The sequence below is a fragment of the Enterobacter ludwigii genome (assembly GCA_023023105.1).
Lineage (GTDB): Bacteria > Pseudomonadota > Gammaproteobacteria > Enterobacterales > Enterobacteriaceae > Enterobacter > Enterobacter adelaidei.
The window spans coordinates 1,888,981-1,909,903 of sequence record CP083824.1 but is presented as its reverse complement, the minus strand read 5'-3'; the positions used below and the strand labels follow the sequence as shown (position 1 = coordinate 1,909,903).

Here is a 20,923-nt window from a genome sequence, read left to right as displayed (position 1 = left end):
TCGTGATTTAACGTCCGGCTTTTAATAGTAGCCAGATAAATACCGGCGCGCCCAGCGTGGCGGTCACTACACCAATGGGCAGTTCCGCGGCTGTCAGGGCAAGCCGGGCGATGATATCGGCCACCAGCAGTGTTACCGCCCCGGCGACTGCCGAGGCCGGAAGTAAGGTTCGATGGTCGGTGAGGCCACACAGGCGAAGCATATGCGGAATAACCAACCCGATAAAACCAATCGCCCCCGCCAGCGCCACGCTGACCCCCACCAGCCAGCCAATGGCAATAACCAGCACATTACGCCAGAACACCAGTGGCATCCCGAGCTGGCGAGCGGATGTTTCACCCAGCGCGAGCATGTTGAGTGGTTGTGCCTGCATGGTCGCCCACAATATGACCGGGATCAGAAGAACCATCAGCCAGCCCTGGTGCCAGTCCACGCCCCCAAAACCGCCCATCATCCAGTACATCAGCTGACGCAGGTCAAAAGAGGTCGAGAAGTAGACCGCCCAGGTCATCAGCGCGCTACAGATGATACCCAGCGCTACCCCGGCAAGCAGCAGACGGCTGGTCGACAAGTGCCGTCTGGCGAAACGCAGGAGAATGAGCGTTATCAGCAATGCGCCAGTAATGGCGCTCAGGCTGATACTCCACCCGGAGAGTGCTCCCCCGCCAAGCATGACGGCCGCTATCAGCCCCACGCCTGCGCCGTTCGATACGCCGAGCAGCCCGGGTTCCGCCAGCGGGTTGTCGAACAATGCCTGCATAATGGTGCCGCAGAGCGCCAGTGCAGCCCCCACCAGGATCACCGCCACGGTGCGCGGCAGACGTATTTGCCAGATGAAGATCTGCCCGTCAGGGCTCATCCAGCTTTCAGGCCCTATCCATCTGTCGCCCGCACACAGGCTTATGCCGGCGGCGACAACGAGCAGTAGCACCAGCAAAAACAGGCGACGTTGATCGGAACGGTGCTGGCGATAGGCGTAATCAAGCATGTGTACAGTTTTATTGACGTAAGATGTAATTGATTTTACGGCGGGTTTGCCAAAGAGCGCAAAGAAAAAAGGCCGCGTGAGCGGCCTTTTTAGTTAGTTCATATTACTCTGCTTTGGGCGTTGCGTTTTCGACACGGCTTTTTAACTTCTGGCCGGGTCTGAAGGTCACCACGCGGCGAGCTGTAATGGGAATATCTTCCCCCGTCTTCGGGTTGCGGCCCGGACGTTGGTTTTTGTCTCGCAAATCAAAATTGCCAAAACCGGAGAGTTTTACCTGTTCACCATTTTCCAGAGCACGACGGATCTCTTCGAAAAACAGCTCTACCAGCTCTTTGACATCCCGTTTGCTAAGCCCAAGCTTATCAAACAGATATTCTGACATTTCAGCTTTTGTAAGCGCCATAGGTTCAATCCCTCAATGATGCCTGGAATCGCTCTTTTAATGCCTCTACACATTTGGCGACGGTAGCGGCAATCTCCTCTTCTTCGAGTGTACGGCTGGTATCCTGAAGGATAAGGCTGATAGCAAGGCTCTTGAAACCTTCTGCTACGCCCTTGCCGCGGTACACGTCAAATAAGTTTACGCCAACTACCTGATTTACGCCAACTTTCTTACATTCGGCCAAAATATCTGCTGCGGGCACATTTTCCGCGACCACAACCGCGATATCACGGCGGTTCGCCGGGAAGCGTGACACGTCCTGCGCCTGAGGAATGACGCGGTCTGCAACCGGGTTCCACTCCAGCTCGAACACGATGGTACGGCCATTCAGATCCAGTTTACGCTCCAGCTCAGGGTGAACAACACCAATGAAACCAACACGTTTGCCGTCTAAATAAATGGCTGCACTTTGCCCCGGATGCAGTGCCGGAATGGCTTCTGCACGGAATTCAATTTCAGATAATTTACCGGTCAGATCGAGAATTGCTTCCAGATCGCCCTTCATATCGTAGAAATCAACCGTCCCTTTCGCCAGATCCCAATGCTCTTCATAGCGGTTACCGCTGATGGCACCAGCCAGCATAAGATCCTGACGGATGCCTAAATTTGCCTGATTATCCGGTACAAAGCGCAAACCGCTTTCGAAAATTCGCACACGGTTTTGCTGGCGATTCTGGTTGTAAACAATCGTACCCAGCAGCCCCGTCCACAGAGACAGACGCATCGCGGACATTTCGCTGGAGATTGGGCTTGGCAGGATCAGCGCTTCCTGGCCCGGATGGATCAACTGTTGCAGCTTCGGATCAACAAAGCTGTAGGTGATCACTTCCTGGTAACCTTTATCATTGAGCATGGTTTTCACACGCTTCAGAGACAGGTCAGCTTCACGGTGGGTGCCCATCACCAGACCCGCCTGTACAGGCTCATCAGGGATGTTGTTGTAGCCGTATACGCGAGCCACTTCTTCCACCAGGTCTTCTTCGATCTCCATGTCGAAACGCCATGATGGCGCAACAGCCTTCCATTCGTCCTGACCTTCGGTGACTTCACAGCCCAGGCGCTTCAGAATGTCGGTGACCTGCGCATCGGCAACGTGGTGCCCAATCAAACGATCCAGCTTGCTGCGACGCAGAGTGATGGTTGCGCGTTTTGGCAGAGTGTCTTCGTTTGTCACATCAATAACCGGGCCAGCTTCGCCGCCGCAGATATCGATCAGCAGGCGGGTCGCGCGTTCCATCGCTTTGTACTGCAGCGCCGGGTCAACGCCGCGCTCGTAGCGGTGGGAGGCATCGGTATGCAGGCCGTGACGGCGTGCGCGACCGGTGATGGAGAGCGGGCTGAAGAAGGCGCATTCCAGCAGGACGTTTTGCGTCTCGTCGTTCACGCCTGAGTGCTCGCCCCCGAAGATACCGCCCATCGCCAGCGCTTTACCATGATCTGCAATCACCAGGGTATCAGCGTTCAGTTTTGCTTCGCTGCCGTCCAGCAGAACCAGGGTTTCACCCTCTTTCGCCATACGTACAACAATTCCGCCTTCGATACGATCTTTATCGAACGCGTGCATTGGCTGGCCAAGCTCCAGCAGAACGTAGTTAGTGACGTCAACAACCGCATCAATGGAGCGAATACCACAGCGACGCAGTTTCTCTTTCATCCACAGAGGGGTTGGCGCTTTAACGTTAATGCCTTTCACAACACGCCCCAGGTAACGCGGGCACGCATCGGCGGCTTCAACCTGAATTGGCAGAGTGTCGGTAATGGTTGCAGCTACTGGCGTGATGTCTGGTACGTTCAGCTCAACCTGGTTCAGCACCGCAACATCGCGCGCTACGCCGATGATACCTAAGCAATCAGCACGGTTTGGCGTGACGCTGATTTCAATGGTGTTGTCATCAAGCTTCAGGTATTCACGGATATCGGTGCCAATTGGCGCATCCAGCGGCAGCTCAATGATGCCATTGTGATCGTCGGAAATACCCAGTTCGGAGAACGAGCACAGCATGCCTTCAGACGGCTCACCGCGCAGTTTCGCGGCTTTAATTTTGAAATCACCCGGCAGTACCGCACCAACAGTTGCCACAGCAACTTTCAGCCCCTGACGGCAGTTTGGCGCACCGCAGACGATATCCAGCAGGCGCTCGCCGCCCACATTCACTTTTGTTACGCGCAGTTTGTCTGCATTAGGATGCTGGCCGCATTCAACTACTTCACCTACGACCACGCCATTAAAGGCACCTGAAACCGGCTCAACGCCGTCAACTTCCAGGCCAGCCATGGTGATCTGGTTAGAAAGCGCTTCGCTGTCCAGCGTGGTGTTCACCCATTCGCGTAACCACAGTTCACTGAATTTCATTGTTCTGTCCTGCCCTTATTTAAACTGTTTGAGGAAACGCAGATCGTTTTCGAAGAATGCACGCAGATCGGTCACGCCGTAACGCAGCATGGTCAGACGCTCCATGCCCATACCGAACGCAAAGCCGGAGTAAACTTCCGGATCGATACCTACGTTGCGCAGTACGTTTGGATGCACCATGCCGCAACCCAGCACTTCCAGCCACTTGCCATTTTTACCCATCACGTCAACTTCCGCAGACGGTTCAGTGAACGGGAAGTAGGACGGACGGAAACGAACCTGCAGATCTTCTTCAAAGAAGTTATTCAGGAAATCATGCAGCGTGCCTTTCAGGTTGGTGAAGCTGATGTTTTTATCAACAATCAGGCCTTCCATCTGGTGGAACATTGGCGTGTGGGTCTGATCGTAATCGTTACGATATACACGGCCCGGCGCGATAATACGGATTGGCGGTTCCTGATCCTTCATGGTACGGATCTGAACGCCGGAAGTTTGGGTGCGCAGCAGACGCGTGGCGTCGAACCAGAAAGTATCGTGGTCAGCACGTGCCGGATGATGGCCAGGAATGTTCAGGGCATCGAAGTTGTGATAATCATCTTCAATTTCCGGGCCAGTCGCCACGGTAAAGCCGAGCTCACCGAAGAAACTTTCAATGCGATCGATGGTGCGGGTAACCGGGTGCAGACCGCCGTTTTCGATGCGGCGACCCGGCAGAGAAACGTCGATAGTCTCTGCAGCCAGGCGCGCATTCAGCACTGCACTTTCCAGCTCAGCTTTGCGTGCATTCAGCGCCTGCTGTACCTGCTCTTTGGCTTCGTTAATTACCGCCCCCGCTGCCGGGCGTTCTTCTGGCGGCAGTTCACGCAGGGTTGTCATTTGAAGGGTCAGGTGCCCTTTCTTACCAAGATATTCGACGCGGACATTGTCTAACGCGGCAACATCTGAGGCCTGATTAATGGCGGCTGTTGCACTGGCAACCAGCTCTGCGAGATGTGACATGATTTTCCTCATTATGTCGGTGCAGACACCGATTTGGTGGAGTTATTCTCTCAAATTCAGGCACAAAAAAAGCCTCCATCGGGAGGCTTATCTGGCGCTGTTTTTCGTTTCATCTTTCACGCGCTAGCCTCCTGAATTCAGGTGCTAAAGTAAAAGAAGAAGCGGAAAATAGCAGCATTCATGCTTGCGTTACCTTGTGTGGTAAATACCGTTAAGACCTTATTGAAAAGGTTGCACCGGTAAAAGTCAATCTTCTGATGGTGTTAAATGAAAAGAGGGAGCTAAGCCCCCTCTCTCAACTGGCTTATGCCAGTGCTGCTTTCGCTTTTTCGACCAGAGCGGTGAACGCTACTTTGTCGAATACTGCGATGTCAGCCAGGATCTTACGGTCGATTTCAACAGAGGCTTTTTTCAGGCCGTTGATGAATTTGCTGTAAGAAATACCGTTCTGACGTGCTGCTGCGTTGATACGCGCAATCCACAGTTGACGGAACTGACGCTTACGCTGACGACGGTCACGGTAAGCGTACTGACCTGCTTTGATAACAGCCTGGAAGGCAACGCGGTATACGCGTGAACGCGCACCATAGTAGCCTTTAGCTTGTTTCAAAATTTTCTTGTGACGTGCACGTGCAATTACACCACGTTTTACGCGAGCCATGTGTGCTCTCCTGTATCTATTCTAAGTTAAAAAAGTTAAACGTTAACGACTTATGCGTACGGCAGGCACGCGATTACCAGGCCCAGATCGCCTTTAGAAACCATGGCTTTTGGACGCAGGTGACGTTTACGCTTGGTAGCTTTCTTAGTCAGAATGTGACGCAGGTTAGCGTGCTTGTGCTTAAAACCACCTTTACCGGTTTTTTTGAAGCGCTTAGCAGCACCGCGTACGGTCTTAATTTTTGGCATCTTAATAACTTCCACTTCGCATTGTTAAATAAACGAAACATAGGCGAACAAAACCTATGAAACCCGAAGGCTCCACAGATTTTGCTGCTTGAAGGCCTTACTGTTTCTTCTTAGGAGCGAGCACCATGATCATCTGGCGGCCTTCGATCTTCGTAGGGAAGGATTCGACTACTGCCAGTTCACTCAGATCGTCACGGACGCGGTTAAGCACTTCCATACCAATCTGTTGGTGGGCCATCTCACGACCGCGGAAACGCAGCGTGATCTTGGCCTTATCGCCATCTTCCAGAAAGCGAATCAGGCTGCGGAGTTTTACCTGATAATCGCCATCGTCGGTACCAGGACGGAATTTGATTTCCTTAACCTGGATAACTTTTTGCTTTTTCTTCTGTTCCTTAGAAGACTTACTCTTTTCATAAAGGAACTTGCCGTAGTCCATGATACGACAAACTGGCGGTTCGGCGTTAGGGCTGATTTCAACTAAATCTACTCCAGCTTCTTCAGCCTTTTCGATTGCTTCTCTCAGACTCACAATCCCCAGCTGCTCGCCTTCCAGACCTGTTAAGCGAACTTCCTGGGCGCGAATCTCGCCATTGATACGATTCGGACGTGCCGTTTGAACTCGTTTTCCGCCTTTAATACCTTATTCCTCCAGTTGTTGAAGACTGCGGCTGCGAATCTCTTGTTGCAGCTTCTCAATCACTTCACTTACGTCCAGGCTGCCCAGGTCTTTACCACGGCGGGTGCGAACGGCAACTTTGCCTGCTTCCACCTCTTTATCACCACAGACCAACATATACGGGACACGACGTAAAGTGTGCTCGCGGATTTTAAAGCCAATCTTCTCATTTCTCAAGTCTGCTTTTACGCGAATGCCCGCATTTTGTAGTTTCTGCGTCAATTCTTTAACGTAATCCGCCTGAGAATCGGTAATGTTCATCACCACGACCTGCACTGGCGCAAGCCAGGTTGGGAAGAAGCCAGCGAACTCTTCAGTCAGGATGCCGATGAAGCGCTCCAGAGAACCGAGAATTGCACGGTGAATCATTACCGGAACCTGACGCTCGTTGTCTTCGCCAACATAAGAGGCGCTTAAACGCTGCGGCAGGGAGAAGTCCAGCTGTACAGTACCGCACTGCCATGCGCGATCGAGGCAGTCATACAGGGTAAATTCAATTTTCGGACCGTAGAATGCGCCCTCGCCCAGTTGGTATTCGAACGGAATCCCGTTCTCTTCCAACGCCACGGCGAGATCCGCTTCTGCACGATCCCAGGTCTCATCGCTGCCGATACGTTTTTCCGGACGCGTTGAGAGTTTGACCACGATCTTCTCGAAGCCAAAGGTGCTGTACATATCGTAGACCATACGAATACAGGCGTTAACTTCGTCACGTACCTGATCTTCCGTACAGAAGATATGCGCATCATCCTGAGTAAAACCACGAACACGCATCAGACCATGCAGCGCACCTGATGGCTCGTTACGGTGGCAGCTACCGAACTCTGCCATACGCAGCGGCAGGTCGCGGTAGGACTTCAGACCCTGGTTGAAGATCTGAACGTGCCCCGGGCAGTTCATTGGCTTGATGCAGTATTCACGGTTCTCGGAAGAGGTAGTGAACATCGCATCTTTGTAGTTGTCCCAGTGGCCGGTTTTTTCCCACAGCACACGGTCCATCATGAACGGGCCTTTTACTTCCTGGTACTGGTACTCTTTCAGCTTGGAACGAACGAAGGTTTCCAGTTCACGGAAAATGGTCCAGCCGTCGTTGTGCCAGAACACCATACCCGGCGCTTCTTCCTGCATGTGGTACAGGTCAAGTTGCTTACCAATTTTACGGTGGTCACGCTTCGCGGCTTCTTCCAGACGCTGCAGATAAGCATTCAGCGCTTTTTTATCGGCCCATGCGGTCCCGTAGATACGCTGCAACATCTTGTTGTTGCTGTCGCCACGCCAGTAGGCGCCTGCGATTTTCATCAGCTTGAAATGATGACAGAAGCGCATATTCGGCACGTGCGGTCCACGGCACATGTCGACGTATTCTTCGTGATGGTACAAGCCAGGCTTGTCATCATGGGAGATGTTTTCATCAAGAATAGAGACTTTATAGCTCTCGCCACGCTTCACGAAGGTTTCACGCGCTTCGTGCCAGCTGACTTTCTTCTTGATGACGTCATAGTTCGTTTCGGCGAGCTCGTGCATACGTTTTTCGAGCGCGTCGATATCTTCCTGAGTCAGGGTGTGGTCAAGGTCAACGTCGTAGTAAAAACCGTTGTCGATTACCGGACCGATCGCCATTTTGGTGTTTGGCCACAGCTGTTTGATGGCATGACCTAACAGGTGTGCGCAGGAGTGGCGAATGATCTCCAGACCTTCTTCGTCTTTCGCTGTAATGATTGCAAGCGTTGCATCATTTTCGATCAGATCGGAAGCATCCACCAGCTCACCGTTAACACGGCCAGCAATGGTCGCTTTCGCAAGACCAGGACCAATGTCCAGGGCAACATCCATTGGGCTAACAGCGTGGTCGTAATGGCGTTGGCTGCCATCAGGAAGAGTAATTACAGGCATTTTATATCCTTATTTGCAGTGATGCCCCACACATAAGAGCATATACAAAGAAAATAATCGTGATTTGACAATAGATTACGACACCATCTGACCAACAATCGTCAAATTGGTTCGTCATCATTCACCCGCAGGAAAATCAGACAACGTCCGATTTACGGCAAGCCTTGCAATGTTAACACTAACAAAAGGGAGATTGCACCCTCTGCTGGCAGATTGGTGTGCTGGCACTTTTGCATGAATTTGCCGGTTGCATATCCCCGGAGCTCGCATTCCAGAGATGATGGGCTACTCTTGAACAGGTCATTAAACCCAAAGGTGCATACCATGAACGTATCTAGTAGAACGGTTGTGATATTGAACATCCTTTCAGCCACAGGTTTATTGTTGATTCTCGCCGAACGATTCCACTGGTTCTGAGCCTCACCTAAGCGGGTATAACCTAATCGCGCCCTGCGATGGGGCATTTTTCTGCCCTGTTTGATAGACTATGCGTATCAAGGAACAAGGATTAGGTTATGCCAACAAAACGATTTGCCGTAAAACACTGGAAAATGGTGCTGGTGCTGATAGCCATCTGCGGCGCTATGCTGTTACTGCGTTGGGCGGCAATGATTTGGGGCTAGAGGCGAATAGTCGTCATCAGAAAGTACGTCAACAGGCCTAAGATGTAAAACGGGCCGACATCTTCATCGGCCCGCCATTATTACATTCTATAACCCAGTGAAACAGTGGTTCTGCGATCGGTATGATCCGGTGCAGTTTCTGGCGGTGAAGAGTTCCAGGTCACGTTGTAAGCCACTTTCAGACCAAAGTGTTCGTTGATAGCCACGTTCAGCGCTGTCTCGGAGTTCAGCGTCGTATCGTCGGCACCAAATACTGAAACACCCTGGGTAAATTTGGTGTTGTCGGTCATCTGCCAGGCATAGGTGCCGGAAGCGTAGCCAAGAGGTTGGGTTTTGGTATCGCCATCGGTGTACTCGTCATAACGAACACCAGGACCGAATTCAAAACGGAAGCTGTGTACCGGGCCATTCAGGAACTGACGACCATAACCCGCAGTGAACACATCACGCTGACGATAACCGTTGTAGCGGTCAGTCAACCAGCTTGCCTGACCAAACAGGTAGTCATAGTCAGTCATGTTGTAGCGGCTACGTCCGCCTACCGCATATTTCTCGGAAGAGCGTTCATCGTTAGCGGAAGTGTTGCTGGCATTTCCCCACAGAGACCATGCGGTGGTGTTACCGTACCAGGTGAGCGTACTGTCCGCTGTCAGAGAGGAGCTTTTCGTGTTACCGGATTGTGCCAGGTACCCGGCGTTCAGGTTACCTTCAAACGGTTTTTTCGCGGTGGTGGGATCGTCCATGACAGTAAAAACGGTATCATCGGCGCTCGCGTTCATTGCCACAAACACGCCACCCGCCAGCATCAGTGCAGCGGGTACTGTCTTCAAAAGCTTCATTTTATTAAGGAGTCCGTACAACAAAAAAAGAGACCACACGGTCCCGGAATCTTTCTTGAGGATCAATGACAAGGCGTCCAGAGAAAGGTAACAAATTATAAAAAGCCGCAAATAACATAGCAATGTTTTCTTATTTCATTTTTTGAATAAGAACGATCTCAAATTGCGTTTTATTTTATATATCCCCAAAATGTTATTTCATCCCTATTCATATTTAAAATCATACTGTTATTTACATTGCCTTCCTGATAAATGGTGCCAGACTAATAAGAACCCATACTAAAAGGAGGTAATGATGGTTTCTATCTACACTCTGACGCTCTCCCCTTCCCTTGATTCCGCCACCCTGACGCCCCAGATTTACCCGGAAGGTAAATTGCGTTGCACGCCCCCTGTCTTTGAGCCAGGCGGCGGTGGTATCAACGTGGCGCGCGCGATTACGCACCTCGGCGGTAAAGCGACAGCAATATTCCCCGCAGGCGGAGCCACCGGTGAACACCTGATCTCTTTGCTGGCAGATGAGCATGTTGCCGTAGAGACAGTCGATGCCAAAGACTGGACACGACAAAACCTGCATGTACACGTGGAGTCAAGCGGAGAGCAATACCGTTTTGTCATGCCTGGCGCAAAGCTCAGTGATGATGAATTTCGTCAACTGGAAGAGAAAGTGCTGGCGATAGAAAGCGGTGCACTGCTGGTAGTGAGCGGCAGCCTGCCACCCGGCGTGAGCACGGAAAAATTAACAGCGCTCATCCGGGCTGCACAACAACGCGGGATCCGCTGCATTGTCGACAGCAGCGGCGATGCCCTGCAGGCTGCATTAGTGCCTGGCAATCTTGAGCTGGTTAAACCCAACCAGAAAGAGTTGAGTGCACTGGTCAACCGCGAACTGACACAACCAGATGATGTTCGCACCGCCGCACAGGAGTTGGTGCGCAGCGGTAAAGCGCGACGCGTTGTGGTCTCCCTTGGTCCTCAGGGGGCGCTGGCAGTCGATGAATCGTCGTCCGTTCAGGTTGTGCCACCCCCAATGAAAAGTCAGAGTACAGTGGGTGCCGGTGACAGCATGGTCGGTGCAATGACGCTGAAACTGGCACAGGGCGCATCACTGCTGGAAATGACACGCTACGGTGTGGCGGCGGGGAGTGCTGCAACCATCAACCAGGGCACGCGTCTCTGTTCACTGGCCGATACGCAAAAAATCGTTGATTACCTGTCACGCAATTAACACCCGTTCCCCTTCTTTATGGAGGGGAAATTCACATCGTAGTCGCCAAACACAGACTATCGACTATGCTAAGAAAACTTTCATGATAACAATGAGGTGAATTATGAGCAGTGGTGACATCACCCGCTACGTTGTAACCGTCAACCTTCATGAAGCATCGCTCACCGAGCTGAATGAGCTCAACAACGCGTTCACCCGGGCTAATTTTCTCCTCACGCTCACGGATGACGAGGGCAATGTTCATGATTTAGGCACGCTGACATTCGGCATAATCAGTCCCCTGAGCCAGGAAGAGGTACATGCGCTGGGCACCAGTCTGGTGGAAAGCGTGACTGACAAGCCTGCCGAAATTGACGTGGAAACCTGGGAAAGCTGGAAGAAAAAAGAACAATAAGTGCCCTGCATGAATTTAAACCGCTCAGGTGTGCGTTAGTTCGTATTTTTTTACCGCAATTATGCGCTAACTTTATGATCTGGCAGACAACATGGGAGAGACAACATGTGGCAGGCTATCAGTCATCTTTTAAGTGAGCAACTGGGTGAAGGTGAAATTGAACTGCGTAACGAACTGCCAGGCGGAGAGATCCACGCCGCGTGGCATTTACGCTACGCTGGACGCGACCTTTTCGTTAAATGTGATGAGCGGGAACTGCTTCCGATCTTTACCGCCGAAGCTGACCAGCTGGAACTGTTGTCGCGCAGTAAAACGGTGACGGTCCCACAAGTTCTGGCCGTGGGGAGTGACCGAGACTACAGCTTTCTGGTGATGGAATATCTCCCAGCCCGTCCGTTAGATGCCCATAATGCTTTCATTCTCGGCCAACAGTTAGCGCGCCTGCATCAATGGAGCGACCAGCCGCAGTTTGGTCTCGATTTCGACAACGATCTCTCCACTACCCCACAACCTAATGCCTGGCAGCGTCGCTGGTCGACGTTTTTTGCTGAGCAACGCATTGGCTGGCAACTTGAGCTGGCCGCAGAAAAAGGGCTGGAATTTGGCAATATAGATGCCATCGTTGAGCACGTTCAGCAGCGTCTGGCATCCCACCAGCCTCAGCCTTCTTTGCTACACGGCGATTTGTGGTCAAATAATTGCGCGCTAGGCCCCAACGGCCCTTATATTTTTGACCCGGCCTGCTACTGGGGTGACAGAGAATGCGATCTGGCCATGTTGCCGCTGCATCCGGAACAGCCACCGCAAATATACGATGGGTACCAGTCGGTTTCCCCCCTGCCGCCCGGTTTCCTCGATCGCCAGCCGGTGTATCAGCTTTATACGCTGATGAACCGAGCCATCCTGTTTGGCGGGGAGCACCTGGTCAACGCGCAGCGGGCCCTTGAACGTATACTTGCCGCGTGAAGGCAGATAAGGGTGGCTATTTCGCCACCCTTATCTGTTACAGAAAACCGAGCAGCGAGAAGAAGAAGTATCCCGCCACAATGATGATCACCGGGAGGATATAGAGCGGGAAAATTTGCAGAAAAATGGTATGACGCGGCACAACAATGCGGGATTCAATCTGCTCCCGACTCATCCCTTCCGGGCCTTTAGCCTGCTCCAGAATTAACTGATCCTCAACCCCTTCGCGTAGAAAGCGCGTCTGACGACTCATTCGTGCGCCAGAGGCCTGCAATGCGAGGGCGATAAAGATCAGTGCGTAAATGACCCAAAAGCCGATATTCAGTTGCTGATGAAAATCCGGGGTGGGTGAGTTGAACCAGAAGACATTCAAGAATGGTGTGTTAAAACGCATCATCTCAATCATGACATGCGCAAAATCAAGCATTACCGCATTAATACCCGGCTGTTTTTCGCTGTGATCGTACATAAATTTCAGTACAGAGATCAGCGTAGAAATGACAGCTGGAATAAAAATCACCCAGCCAGCAATACGTTTTAAGACCGCGATGCGTCCAGCTTGTTGATACGTCATCAGTTCCTCTTCATAAAGACGCGTTATTTGAGCCTAAGTCTACCTGCTGGTCATCAATTTCGCCCGATCTTTAAAGGCAATATGCTAAATTGCAGGTTGTGCTTAGCACTTATCGTCTGTCGAACACCCTGGATAAGGAGACGTTGTGATGTCGACACCGCGCCAAATTCTTGCCGCAATTTTTGACATGGATGGATTACTGATCGATTCCGAACCGTTGTGGGATCGCGCCGAACTGGACGTCATCGCCAGTCTTGGCGTAGATATCAGCCGCCGTAATGAACTTCCAGACACGCTTGGCCTGCGCATTGATATGGTCGTCGATCTGTGGTTTGCCCAACAGCCGTGGGTTGGCCCGGATCGTGATGAAGTGACCGCGCGCATTATCAGCCGCGCCATCTCGCTGGTCGAAGAGAACAAGCCGCTGTTGCCTGGCGTACGCGAAGCCGTCGCGCTGTGTAAAGCTCAGGGACTGAAGGTCGGCTTGGCCTCGGCGTCACCGCTGCATATGCTGGAAAAAGTGCTCATCATGTTTGAACTGCGCGACAGTTTCGACGCGATGGCATCAGCAGAAAAATTGCCTTACAGCAAGCCGCACCCGCAGGTCTATCTGGACTGTGCCGCTAAGCTGGGTATTGATCCGCTCAACTGCGTTGCGCTGGAAGACTCCGTAAACGGTATGGTGGCATCGAAAGCCGCACGGATGCGCTCCATTGTGGTTCCAGCCGAAGAAACCCGCCACGATCCCCGGTTTGCCCTTGCCGATGTGAAGCTTACTTCACTGGTCGGGTTGACGACGCATCACCTGCAGGGCGGTTAATGCCTGCGTTGGGTTTGTGACAAACAGTTACACCGTCACCTCTTCCGCCTACTGTATAAAAACCCTATACTGTATGAATTGACAGTTTTGTGGGTTTTATCATGACGGCGGAAGGCCACCTGCTTTTTTCTATTGCGTGCGCAGTATTTGCCAAAAACGCTGAACTTACCCCCGTGCTGGCGCAGGGGGACTGGTGGCATATTGTCCCTTCCGCCGTATTGACCTGTTTGCTGCCCGACATTGACCATCCCAAATCCTTCCTTGGTCAACGCCTTAAGTGGGTATCAAAACCTATCGCTCGCGCGTTTGGCCACCGGGGATTTACGCATAGTCTGCTGGCCGTATTTGGCCTGCTGACGCTCTTCTACTTAAAAGTGCCCGAAAGCTGGATTGTCCCCGCGGATGCCATCCAGGGGATGGTGCTGGGCTATTTAAGCCATATTCTCGCCGATATGCTAACGCCTGCGGGCGTGCCGCTGCTTTGGCCCTGCCGCTGGCGTTTCCGTTTTCCCATCCTTGCACCGCAGAAAGGTAACCAGCTTGAGCGCGTATTGTGCATGGCGCTGTTTGCCTATGCTGTCTGGATGCCGCAAACATTGCCCGAAAACAGTGCAGTCCGCTGGTCTTCCCAGATGATTAATTCGCTGCAATTTCAGTTCAATCGTTTTATTCATCACCAGATTGAACGGTAAACAGACAAAACTATCTCATTTGTCATAACCCATTCCATTTGGATATAAGCGCTATATCACACTTCTGCTAACCTTCCGCCAACAGGATCGGTAAAAACCGACCCCATAATAAATCAGGAGAACGGGGATGAATTTTCCACTCATCGCGAACGTCATTGTGTTCGTTGTATTGCTATTGCTTCTCGCGCAGGCGCGCCACAAACAGTGGAGTCTGGCGAAAAAAGTACTGGTTGGTCTGGTCATGGGTGTTGTATTTGGTCTGGCATTACAGGCAATTTATGGCTCCGACAATCCAGTTCTGAAAGATTCCATTCAGTGGTTCAACATTGTCGGTAACGGCTATGTTCAGCTGCTGCAGATGATCGTTATGCCACTGGTGTTTGCCTCTATTCTGAGTGCCGTTGCCCGACTGCATAACGCGACCCAACTGGGGAAAATCAGCTTCCTGACCATTGGTACGCTGCTGTTTACCACGCTGATTGCGGCGCTGGTAGGTGTACTGGTCACCAACCTGTTCGGCCTGACTGCCGAAGGGCTGGTTCAGGGCAGTGCTGAAACAGCGCGTCTGACCGCGATTCAAACCAACTACGTGGGTAAAGTGGCGGACCTGACCGTTCCGCAAATGGTGCTCTCCTTCATTCCGAAGAACCCGTTTGCTGACCTGACCGGCGCCAACCCAACCTCCATCATCAGCGTGGTCATTTTCGCCGCGTTCCTGGGTGTGGCGGCACTTAAACTGCTGAAAGACGATGCACCAAAAGGTGAACGCGTGCTGACCGCTATCGATACCCTGCAAAGCTGGGTGATGAAGCTGGTTCGTCTGGTGATGCAGTTAACCCCTTATGGTGTTCTGGCGCTGATGACCAAAGTGGTTGCGGGCTCTAACCTGCAGGACATCATCAAGCTGGGTAGTTTTGTGATTGCCTCTTATCTGGGCCTGGGCATTATGTTTGTGGTGCACGGTATCCTGCTGGGTGTGAACGGCGTTAGCCCGCTGAAATACTTCCGCAAAGTCTGGCCGGTGCTAACCTTCGCCTTCACCAGCCGTTCCAGCGCCGCGTCTATTCCGCTGAACGTTGAAGCACAGACCCGCCGTCTGGGCGTGCCTGAGTCTATCGCCAGCTTCTCTGCCTCTTTTGGTGCCACCATCGGTCAGAACGGTTGTGCAGGTCTTTATCCGGCGATGCTGGCGGTGATGGTTGCTCCAACCGTGGGTATCAACCCGCTTGACCCAGTCTGGATTGCTACACTGGTAGGGATTGTGACCATAAGTTCCGCAGGCGTTGCAGGTGTCGGTGGTGGCGCAACCTTCGCCGCGCTGATCGTGCTGCCTGCTCTGGGTCTGCCGGTGACGCTGGTTGCGCTGCTGATCTCCGTTGAACCGCTGATCGACATGGGGCGTACCGCGCTGAACGTAAGCGGCTCAATGACGGCCGGTACGCTGACCAGCCAGTGGCTGAAGCAGACTGACAAAGCGATTCTGGAAAGTGAAGACGACGTCGAACTGGCGCACCGTTAAACACTGACAATTAAAAAAAACCGCCTGATGGCGGTTTTTTTTATGGCTGTTACTCTTCAACCTCTTCATCCTGGCGGATCTGCATCGCCCACCGTTGCGCGGATTCCGGTACTGTAAAAGTCGGGGAACGACGGAAATGTTCACCGATCAGCACAAACGCCACATATTTACCGCGTAACAGCCAGACATCACGAAAACCCTCCACTTTCAGGGCATGATCCGGCGGCGCGGGTTCAACGCGGGGCACATAGCTAATAACCTGGCGGTTTTGTTGGCGAAGAGGTTTCATAAGCGACTGGTTCACTAAAGCAAATTCTTGAAGCAGGAAAATTCTATGATAGCCGATCCTGCTACCTTCCGTCGCGCCCCGAGTGGGTGAGATGGCTTCTTTCGCTAATGACGGCATGTGAAAACTCTTAGTTAGCAAACCATCTTGCGACATTGTCCTATCCTTAAAAGGTTTTTTAGCAATGAATCAAGGAGCATCGTGCAATGTCGAACAAAGATAAAACACATCAATCGCCGATTCATGGCACTGAAGAGTCTCAACCGGGAATGGACTCCCTCGCCCCTGCTGACGGCTCTCACCGCCCCTCTCCCGGCCCTTCTGCCCCAGGCGAACAACCTACCGCACCGGGAAGCGTGAAATCAACGGACATGGGAAATGAAAAACTGAAATCTCTAGCGCCACACCGTAAAGGCGGCGAAGGTTTTGCGCTCACCACCAATCAGGGCGTGCGCATTGCTGACGATCAGAACTCCCTTCGCGCGCGCGCGCGCGGGCCGACCCTGCTGGAAGATTTTATCCTGCGGGAAAAAATCACCCATTTTGACCACGAACGGATACCGGAACGCATCGTCCACGCCCGCGGTTCCGCGGCCCACGGCTACTTTCAGCCCTATAAGAGTCTGAAAGCGATCACCAAAGCGGATTTCCTCTCCGACCCGGATAAAATCACACCGGTGTTTGTGCGTTTCTCCACCGTGCAGGGCGGCGCGGGTTCGGCAGACACCGTCCGGGATATCCGCGGCTTTGCCACCAAATTTTATACCGAAGAGGGAATTTTCGATCTGGTGGGCAACAACACTCCCGTGTTTTTCATTCAGGATGCGCATAAATTTCCTGACTTTGTCCATGCGGTAAAACCAGAGCCTCACTGGGCCATACCGCAGGGACAAAGTGCGCACGACACCTTCTGGGACTATGTCTCCCAGCAGCCTGAAACCTTACACAACGTGATGTGGGCGATGTCAGACAGGGGCATTCCGCGCAGTTATCGTACAATGGAAGGATTTGGCATCCATACCTTCCGTCTGATCAACGCCGAGGGAAAAGCCACGTTTGTCCGCTTCCACTGGAAGCCTGTGGCGGGTAAAGCCTCGCTGGTGTGGGACGAAGCGCAGAAGCTCACCGGACGCGATCCGGACTTCCATCGCCGCGAGCTGTGGGAGTCCATTGAAGCGGGCGAATTCCCGGAATACGAACTGGGCCTGCAGCTCATTCCGGAAGAGGACGAATGCAAGTTCGATTTCGATCTCCTTGACCCGACCAAACTGATCCCGGAGGAGCTGGTGCCGGTTCAGCTGGTGGGTAAAATGGTGCTCAACCGTAACCCGGATAATTTCTTCGCCGAAAACGAACAGGTCGCGTTCCACCCGGGGCATATCGTGCCGGGGCTGGATTTCACCAACGATCCTCTCTTACAGGGACGTTTATTCTCGTATACCGATACGCAGATCAGCCGTCTAGGTGGGCCGAATTTCCACGAGATCCCGATTAACCGTCCAACCTGTCCGTACCACAACTTCCAGCGGGACGGGATGCACCGTCAGGATATTGATACCAACCCGGCGAACTATGAACCGAACTCCATCAACGATAACTGGCCGCGCGAAACCCCACCCGGGCCGAAACGCGGTGGATTCGAATCGTATCAGGAGCGTATTGATGGCAACAAAATTCGCGAGCGCAGCCCGTCATTTGGCGAGTATTACGCCCATCCTCGCCTGTTCTGGAACAGCCAGACGCCGATTGAGCAGCAGCACATTATCGGCTGCTTCAGCTTTGAGCTCAGCAAAGTGGTGCGCACCTATATCCGCGAGCGCGTGGTCGATCAGCTGGCGCATATTGATATTCAGCTTGCTCAGAGCGTAGCCGATAACCTGGGTATTATGCTCACCTATGAGCAACGCAACCTGGCACCGCCAAAAGCGGTTAATGGTGTGAAAAAAGATCCGTCACTGAGTCTGTACGCAGTGCCGGGTGGCTCAATTAAAGGCCGCGTGGTCGCCATTCTGCTGAATGATAAAACCCGCGCCAGTGATGTGCTGGGAATTATGCAGGCGCTGAAAAAGCAAGGCGTGCACGCCAAACTGCTTTATTCCCGCATGGGCGAAGTGACCGCCGATGACGGCTCCGTGCTGCCGGTGGCGGCGACTTTTGCCGGCGCGCCATCGCTAACCGTCGATGCGGTAATTGTGCCGTGCGGGGATATTAACAGTCTGCTGACCAACGGCGACGCCGTCTATTACTTGCTGGAAGCCTATAAACACCTTAAACCGATCGCGCTATCCGGCGATGCGCGACAGTTTAAAGCGCAGTTGAAGGTTGCGGATCAGGGTGAGGATGGCATTGTGGAGGGCGATAACGTCAATGACGCGTTTATGACGAAACTGTTTGATTTGCTCGCTGTTCATCGCGTCTGGTCGCGCAGCAGTAAGATTGACCAGATACCGGCGTAAAAAAATGCCGGGTAAGGCGAAACCGCCCCCCGGCACTTCTTACAGATCCCTGAACGTTCCCAACCGATATCCGCGCTCGGCAATCGCATACTTGAGCGATGCCGACGTCAGCACATCCAGTTCCGCCAGTCGAGGCCAGCAGTAGGCGCTTTTACGCACGGTGTTATCAACAAAAGCGGGGTGCGCCATCACCTCCACCGACCGTTCGCCTCGGGCGGCGGAATCATCCAGCACTTTCAGGAACAGTGCTTCATCGATCCCTTCGCCATAAAACGCGCTGCTGAATCCGTCCGTTGTGGGCACAGAGAAGAATGACAGACCGTGCAGCGCCTGCACGTCACGATCCACGCGCATTGCAACCCCTTTACGTCGCGCAAATTCCGCAACAAGCGGGAAAATCGCCGGGATCATATGGACGTGATGGTGACTGTCAATGTGCGTCGGCTCCTTGCCAAACACATCAACAAAGCGGTTGAACTGACAGTCCAGCTCACGGGTAATCTCTTCGAGCGGCAGAGCATCCTGCTCCGCCAGTTCCCAAATCCACTTACCCAGCTGTCCGTCGCGAGTCAGACCTGGCATCTGCGAAAGCGGCATCCCAAGCGTCAACACAAAGTGCATGCCGACGCCCAGCGCCGGAACGTCGCGGCTCAACTGCGCCGCGTGTTCAACCGCTTCACCATTAACCAGTGCCGTTGTGGAGGTCACGATCCCCCGACGGCAGGCTTCAATAATGCCGTAGTTTTGACCTCTGGAGAGACCAAAATCATCAGCATTGACGATCAGCAGGTTTTCCATTGCGCATCCCCTTAACGGTGTTTGAACTTCAGCTTCTCTATTGTTGCAGCAAAGTTCGGCAACCATTTTTCATGTGCCAGAATCATTTCACTGGCCAGTTGCTCCGCATCGCGATCAGAATGGACCAGCGGGCTGAGGTTCAGCGCCAGCAGCACGTCATTAAGCTCACCGCTTAACGCCGCATGACTGGCAGCCACTTCAAATCCTTTGATGGTGTGAATCAGGCCCATGACTTTGTCATCAAAATGGGTGATGCGTGGATGTGGTTTCGCCCCATCACGCCCCAGAATACAGGTCATCTCGATGGCCCAGTCAGCCGGAATGTTGTCGATATGACCATGATGCGGCACATTAACGTAATGCTCCGCTTGCTTATCGTTGTAAATGGCATTGATAACTTCACATGCTGCATCGGAGTAATATGCCCCGCCGCGCTGCTCCAGCTCTTTCGGTTTGACGTTCAGGTTCGGATCTTTATACAAATCGAACAGCTGCTTCTCAACCTTCTGAACGATCTGCGCACGCGCGCCGCCCTTATAGTACTCGCCCATTTCGATAGCCAGCATCTCTTTCTGCTTAAAGTAGTAAAGCAGGTACGAGCATGGCAGCAGATTCAGCGAGCGGATCAGCCCTTCGCTGAACGGCAGGTCAAAGATGTTTTTCACTGACGCCGCCGTCAGGCGACCGGAGGCCACGCCGTCGAGCAGTTCGGCAAAGCGCGATTTTCCGTTCACAATGACATCTTTGATGAACACCATGTGGTTCAGGCCGAACAGATCGATGGAGAGATCGTCGTTGTCGGTCAGTTCCAGAACGTCGCGGATAAACATCTTCATGCCAATCGGAATATTACAGACGCCGATAAAGCGTTTGAAACCCGTATGGCGGTAGACCGCCTCGGTCACCATCCCGGCCGGGTTAGTAAAGTTAATCACCCATGCGTTCGGGCAAATCTCTTCGACATCTTTGATAATGTCGAAAATGACTGGGATGGTACGCAAACCTTTGAACAGGCCGCCCGCGCCGTTGGTCTCTTGTCCCAGATAACCGTGACTCAGTGGAATGCGTTCGTCCAGTTCACGCGCCTTTAACTGACCCACGCGTAGCTGGGTGGTAACGAAATCCGCATCTTTCAGCGCCAGTCGACGATCCAGGGTTTTATGCACGGTTAAAGGCACACCGGCTTTCTCAACCATGCGCTTGCACAGGTCGAAAATAATATTCAGTTTCTCCTGACCTTCCTCAACGTCAACCAGCCATAACTCGCTAACCGGTAATTCATGATAACGTTTCAGGAAACCTTCAAGTAATTCCGGGGTATAACTGCTGCCGCCACCAATGGTTACGACTTTTAATTTCTTTTGCATAATATCTCCCTTAGCGTATCAGGTTAATCGCCTGCAAGGTATAGCGTACTCTTCCCGCTATTTGGGCAAGCAATCAAGGCAATATTCGCGGCGGGTAA

At 52.6% G+C, this 20,923-nt stretch carries 23 protein-coding genes and 1 other annotated feature; of the genes, 9 read left to right on the top strand and 14 right to left on the bottom strand.

Going from position 1 to position 20,923, the window contains the following annotated elements:
* Positions 1-7: 7 nt before the first annotated feature.
* The 9 genes from btuC to thrS all read right to left on the bottom strand — a co-directional run bounded on the left by btuC (position 8) and on the right by thrS (position 8,263).
* Positions 8-988 (bottom strand): vitamin B12 ABC transporter permease BtuC, encoded by a 981-nt coding sequence (btuC, locus tag LCD46_09200; protein UOY72461.1) that lies wholly within the window; start codon positions 986-988, stop codon positions 8-10.
* Positions 989-1,091: 103 nt separating this feature from the next.
* Positions 1,092-1,391: an integration host factor subunit alpha gene (ihfA, locus tag LCD46_09195; protein ID UOY72460.1), complete on the bottom strand. Its 300-nt coding sequence runs from the start codon at positions 1,389-1,391 to the stop codon at positions 1,092-1,094.
* Positions 1,392-1,395: 4 nt separating this feature from the next.
* Entirely contained in the window at positions 1,396-3,783 is a 2,388-nt protein-coding gene (pheT, locus tag LCD46_09190) for a phenylalanine--tRNA ligase subunit beta (protein ID UOY72459.1), read from the bottom strand.
* 15 nt (positions 3,784-3,798) lie between these two features.
* Positions 3,799-4,782 (bottom strand): phenylalanine--tRNA ligase subunit alpha, encoded by a 984-nt coding sequence (gene pheS, locus LCD46_09185; GenBank protein ID UOY72458.1) that lies wholly within the window; start codon positions 4,780-4,782, stop codon positions 3,799-3,801.
* Between the two features lie 62 nt (positions 4,783-4,844).
* Positions 4,845-4,969 (bottom strand) — a sequence feature (Phe leader region).
* Positions 4,920-4,964 (bottom strand): pheST operon leader peptide PheM, encoded by a 45-nt coding sequence (pheM, locus tag LCD46_09180; GenBank protein UOY72926.1) that lies wholly within the window; start codon positions 4,962-4,964, stop codon positions 4,920-4,922. (Overlaps the previous feature by 45 nt.)
* Before the next feature lie 117 nt (positions 4,970-5,086).
* Positions 5,087-5,443, bottom strand: a complete 357-nt coding sequence (rplT, locus tag LCD46_09175) for a 50S ribosomal protein L20 (protein UOY72457.1) — start codon at positions 5,441-5,443, stop codon at positions 5,087-5,089.
* A gap of 50 nt (positions 5,444-5,493) precedes the next feature.
* The gene (rpmI, locus tag LCD46_09170; protein UOY72456.1) at positions 5,494-5,691 is read right to left on the bottom strand and encodes a 50S ribosomal protein L35; all 198 of its coding nucleotides are present in this window, start codon (positions 5,689-5,691) and stop codon (positions 5,494-5,496) included.
* Positions 5,692-5,788: 97 nt separating this feature from the next.
* Positions 5,789-6,331 (bottom strand): translation initiation factor IF-3, encoded by a 543-nt coding sequence (gene infC / locus LCD46_09165; GenBank protein UOY72925.1) that lies wholly within the window; start codon positions 6,329-6,331, stop codon positions 5,789-5,791.
* A 3-nt stretch (positions 6,332-6,334) separates the two neighbouring features.
* Positions 6,335-8,263: a threonine--tRNA ligase gene (gene thrS, locus LCD46_09160; GenBank protein ID UOY72455.1), complete on the bottom strand. Its 1,929-nt coding sequence runs from the start codon at positions 8,261-8,263 to the stop codon at positions 6,335-6,337.
* A gap of 324 nt (positions 8,264-8,587) precedes the next feature.
* Between thrS and yncL the strand changes: the two genes are divergently transcribed.
* Positions 8,588-8,680 (top strand): stress response membrane protein YncL, encoded by a 93-nt coding sequence (gene yncL, locus LCD46_09155; protein UOY72454.1) that lies wholly within the window; start codon positions 8,588-8,590, stop codon positions 8,678-8,680.
* Between the two features lie 98 nt (positions 8,681-8,778).
* Positions 8,779-8,886, top strand: a complete 108-nt coding sequence (locus tag LCD46_09150; protein ID UOY72453.1) for a hypothetical protein — start codon at positions 8,779-8,781, stop codon at positions 8,884-8,886.
* A gap of 80 nt (positions 8,887-8,966) precedes the next feature.
* Here LCD46_09150 and LCD46_09145 read toward each other — a convergent pair whose 3' ends face one another.
* On the bottom strand, positions 8,967-9,725 hold the full coding sequence (locus LCD46_09145) for a YdiY family protein (protein ID UOY72452.1): 759 nt from the start codon (positions 9,723-9,725) through the stop codon (positions 8,967-8,969).
* A 295-nt stretch (positions 9,726-10,020) separates the two neighbouring features.
* Between LCD46_09145 and pfkB the strand changes: the two genes are divergently transcribed.
* From pfkB to LCD46_09130, 3 genes are all read left to right on the top strand, one after another.
* Positions 10,021-10,953, top strand: coding sequence for a 6-phosphofructokinase II (gene pfkB, locus LCD46_09140; GenBank protein UOY72924.1), 933 nt, complete (start codon positions 10,021-10,023; stop codon positions 10,951-10,953).
* Positions 10,954-11,056: 103 nt separating this feature from the next.
* The gene (gene ghoS / locus LCD46_09135) at positions 11,057-11,347 is read left to right on the top strand and encodes a type V toxin-antitoxin system endoribonuclease antitoxin GhoS (protein UOY72451.1); all 291 of its coding nucleotides are present in this window, start codon (positions 11,057-11,059) and stop codon (positions 11,345-11,347) included.
* Between the two features lie 105 nt (positions 11,348-11,452).
* Positions 11,453-12,313 (top strand): fructosamine kinase family protein, encoded by an 861-nt coding sequence (locus LCD46_09130; protein ID UOY72450.1) that lies wholly within the window; start codon positions 11,453-11,455, stop codon positions 12,311-12,313.
* Positions 12,314-12,350: 37 nt separating this feature from the next.
* On the opposite strand, the gene LCD46_09125 is transcribed toward LCD46_09130, so the two are convergent.
* Positions 12,351-12,887 carry a YniB family protein gene (locus LCD46_09125; protein UOY72449.1) on the bottom strand — a complete coding sequence of 179 codons (537 nt, stop codon included), beginning with the start codon at positions 12,885-12,887 and terminating at the stop codon, positions 12,351-12,353.
* A 148-nt stretch (positions 12,888-13,035) separates the two neighbouring features.
* Between LCD46_09125 and hxpB the strand changes: the two genes are divergently transcribed.
* The 3 genes from hxpB (at position 13,036) to LCD46_09110 (ending at position 15,918) form a co-directional block, all read left to right on the top strand.
* Positions 13,036-13,707, top strand: a complete 672-nt coding sequence (hxpB, locus tag LCD46_09120) for a hexitol phosphatase HxpB (GenBank protein ID UOY72448.1) — start codon at positions 13,036-13,038, stop codon at positions 13,705-13,707.
* Positions 13,708-13,808: 101 nt separating this feature from the next.
* Positions 13,809-14,399, top strand: a complete 591-nt coding sequence (locus LCD46_09115) for a metal-dependent hydrolase (protein UOY72447.1) — start codon at positions 13,809-13,811, stop codon at positions 14,397-14,399.
* A 127-nt stretch (positions 14,400-14,526) separates the two neighbouring features.
* On the top strand, positions 14,527-15,918 hold the full coding sequence (locus LCD46_09110) for an L-cystine transporter (protein UOY72446.1): 1,392 nt from the start codon (positions 14,527-14,529) through the stop codon (positions 15,916-15,918).
* Between the two features lie 49 nt (positions 15,919-15,967).
* Here LCD46_09110 and cedA read toward each other — a convergent pair whose 3' ends face one another.
* Positions 15,968-16,222 (bottom strand): cell division activator CedA, encoded by a 255-nt coding sequence (gene cedA / locus LCD46_09105; protein ID UOY72923.1) that lies wholly within the window; start codon positions 16,220-16,222, stop codon positions 15,968-15,970.
* 188 nt (positions 16,223-16,410) lie between these two features.
* Between cedA and katE the strand changes: the two genes are divergently transcribed.
* The gene (katE, locus tag LCD46_09100) at positions 16,411-18,660 is read left to right on the top strand and encodes a catalase HPII (protein ID UOY72445.1); all 2,250 of its coding nucleotides are present in this window, start codon (positions 16,411-16,413) and stop codon (positions 18,658-18,660) included.
* A gap of 39 nt (positions 18,661-18,699) precedes the next feature.
* On the opposite strand, the gene chbG is transcribed toward katE, so the two are convergent.
* Together chbG and LCD46_09090 are read right to left on the bottom strand one after the other, a co-directional pair.
* A complete protein-coding gene (gene chbG / locus LCD46_09095) occupies positions 18,700-19,458 on the bottom strand; it encodes a chitin disaccharide deacetylase (GenBank protein ID UOY72444.1) in 759 nt (252 codons plus the stop codon).
* Between the two features lie 11 nt (positions 19,459-19,469).
* On the bottom strand, positions 19,470-20,825 hold the full coding sequence (locus LCD46_09090; protein ID UOY72443.1) for a 6-phospho-beta-glucosidase: 1,356 nt from the start codon (positions 20,823-20,825) through the stop codon (positions 19,470-19,472).
* Positions 20,826-20,923: the final 98 nt, after the last annotated feature.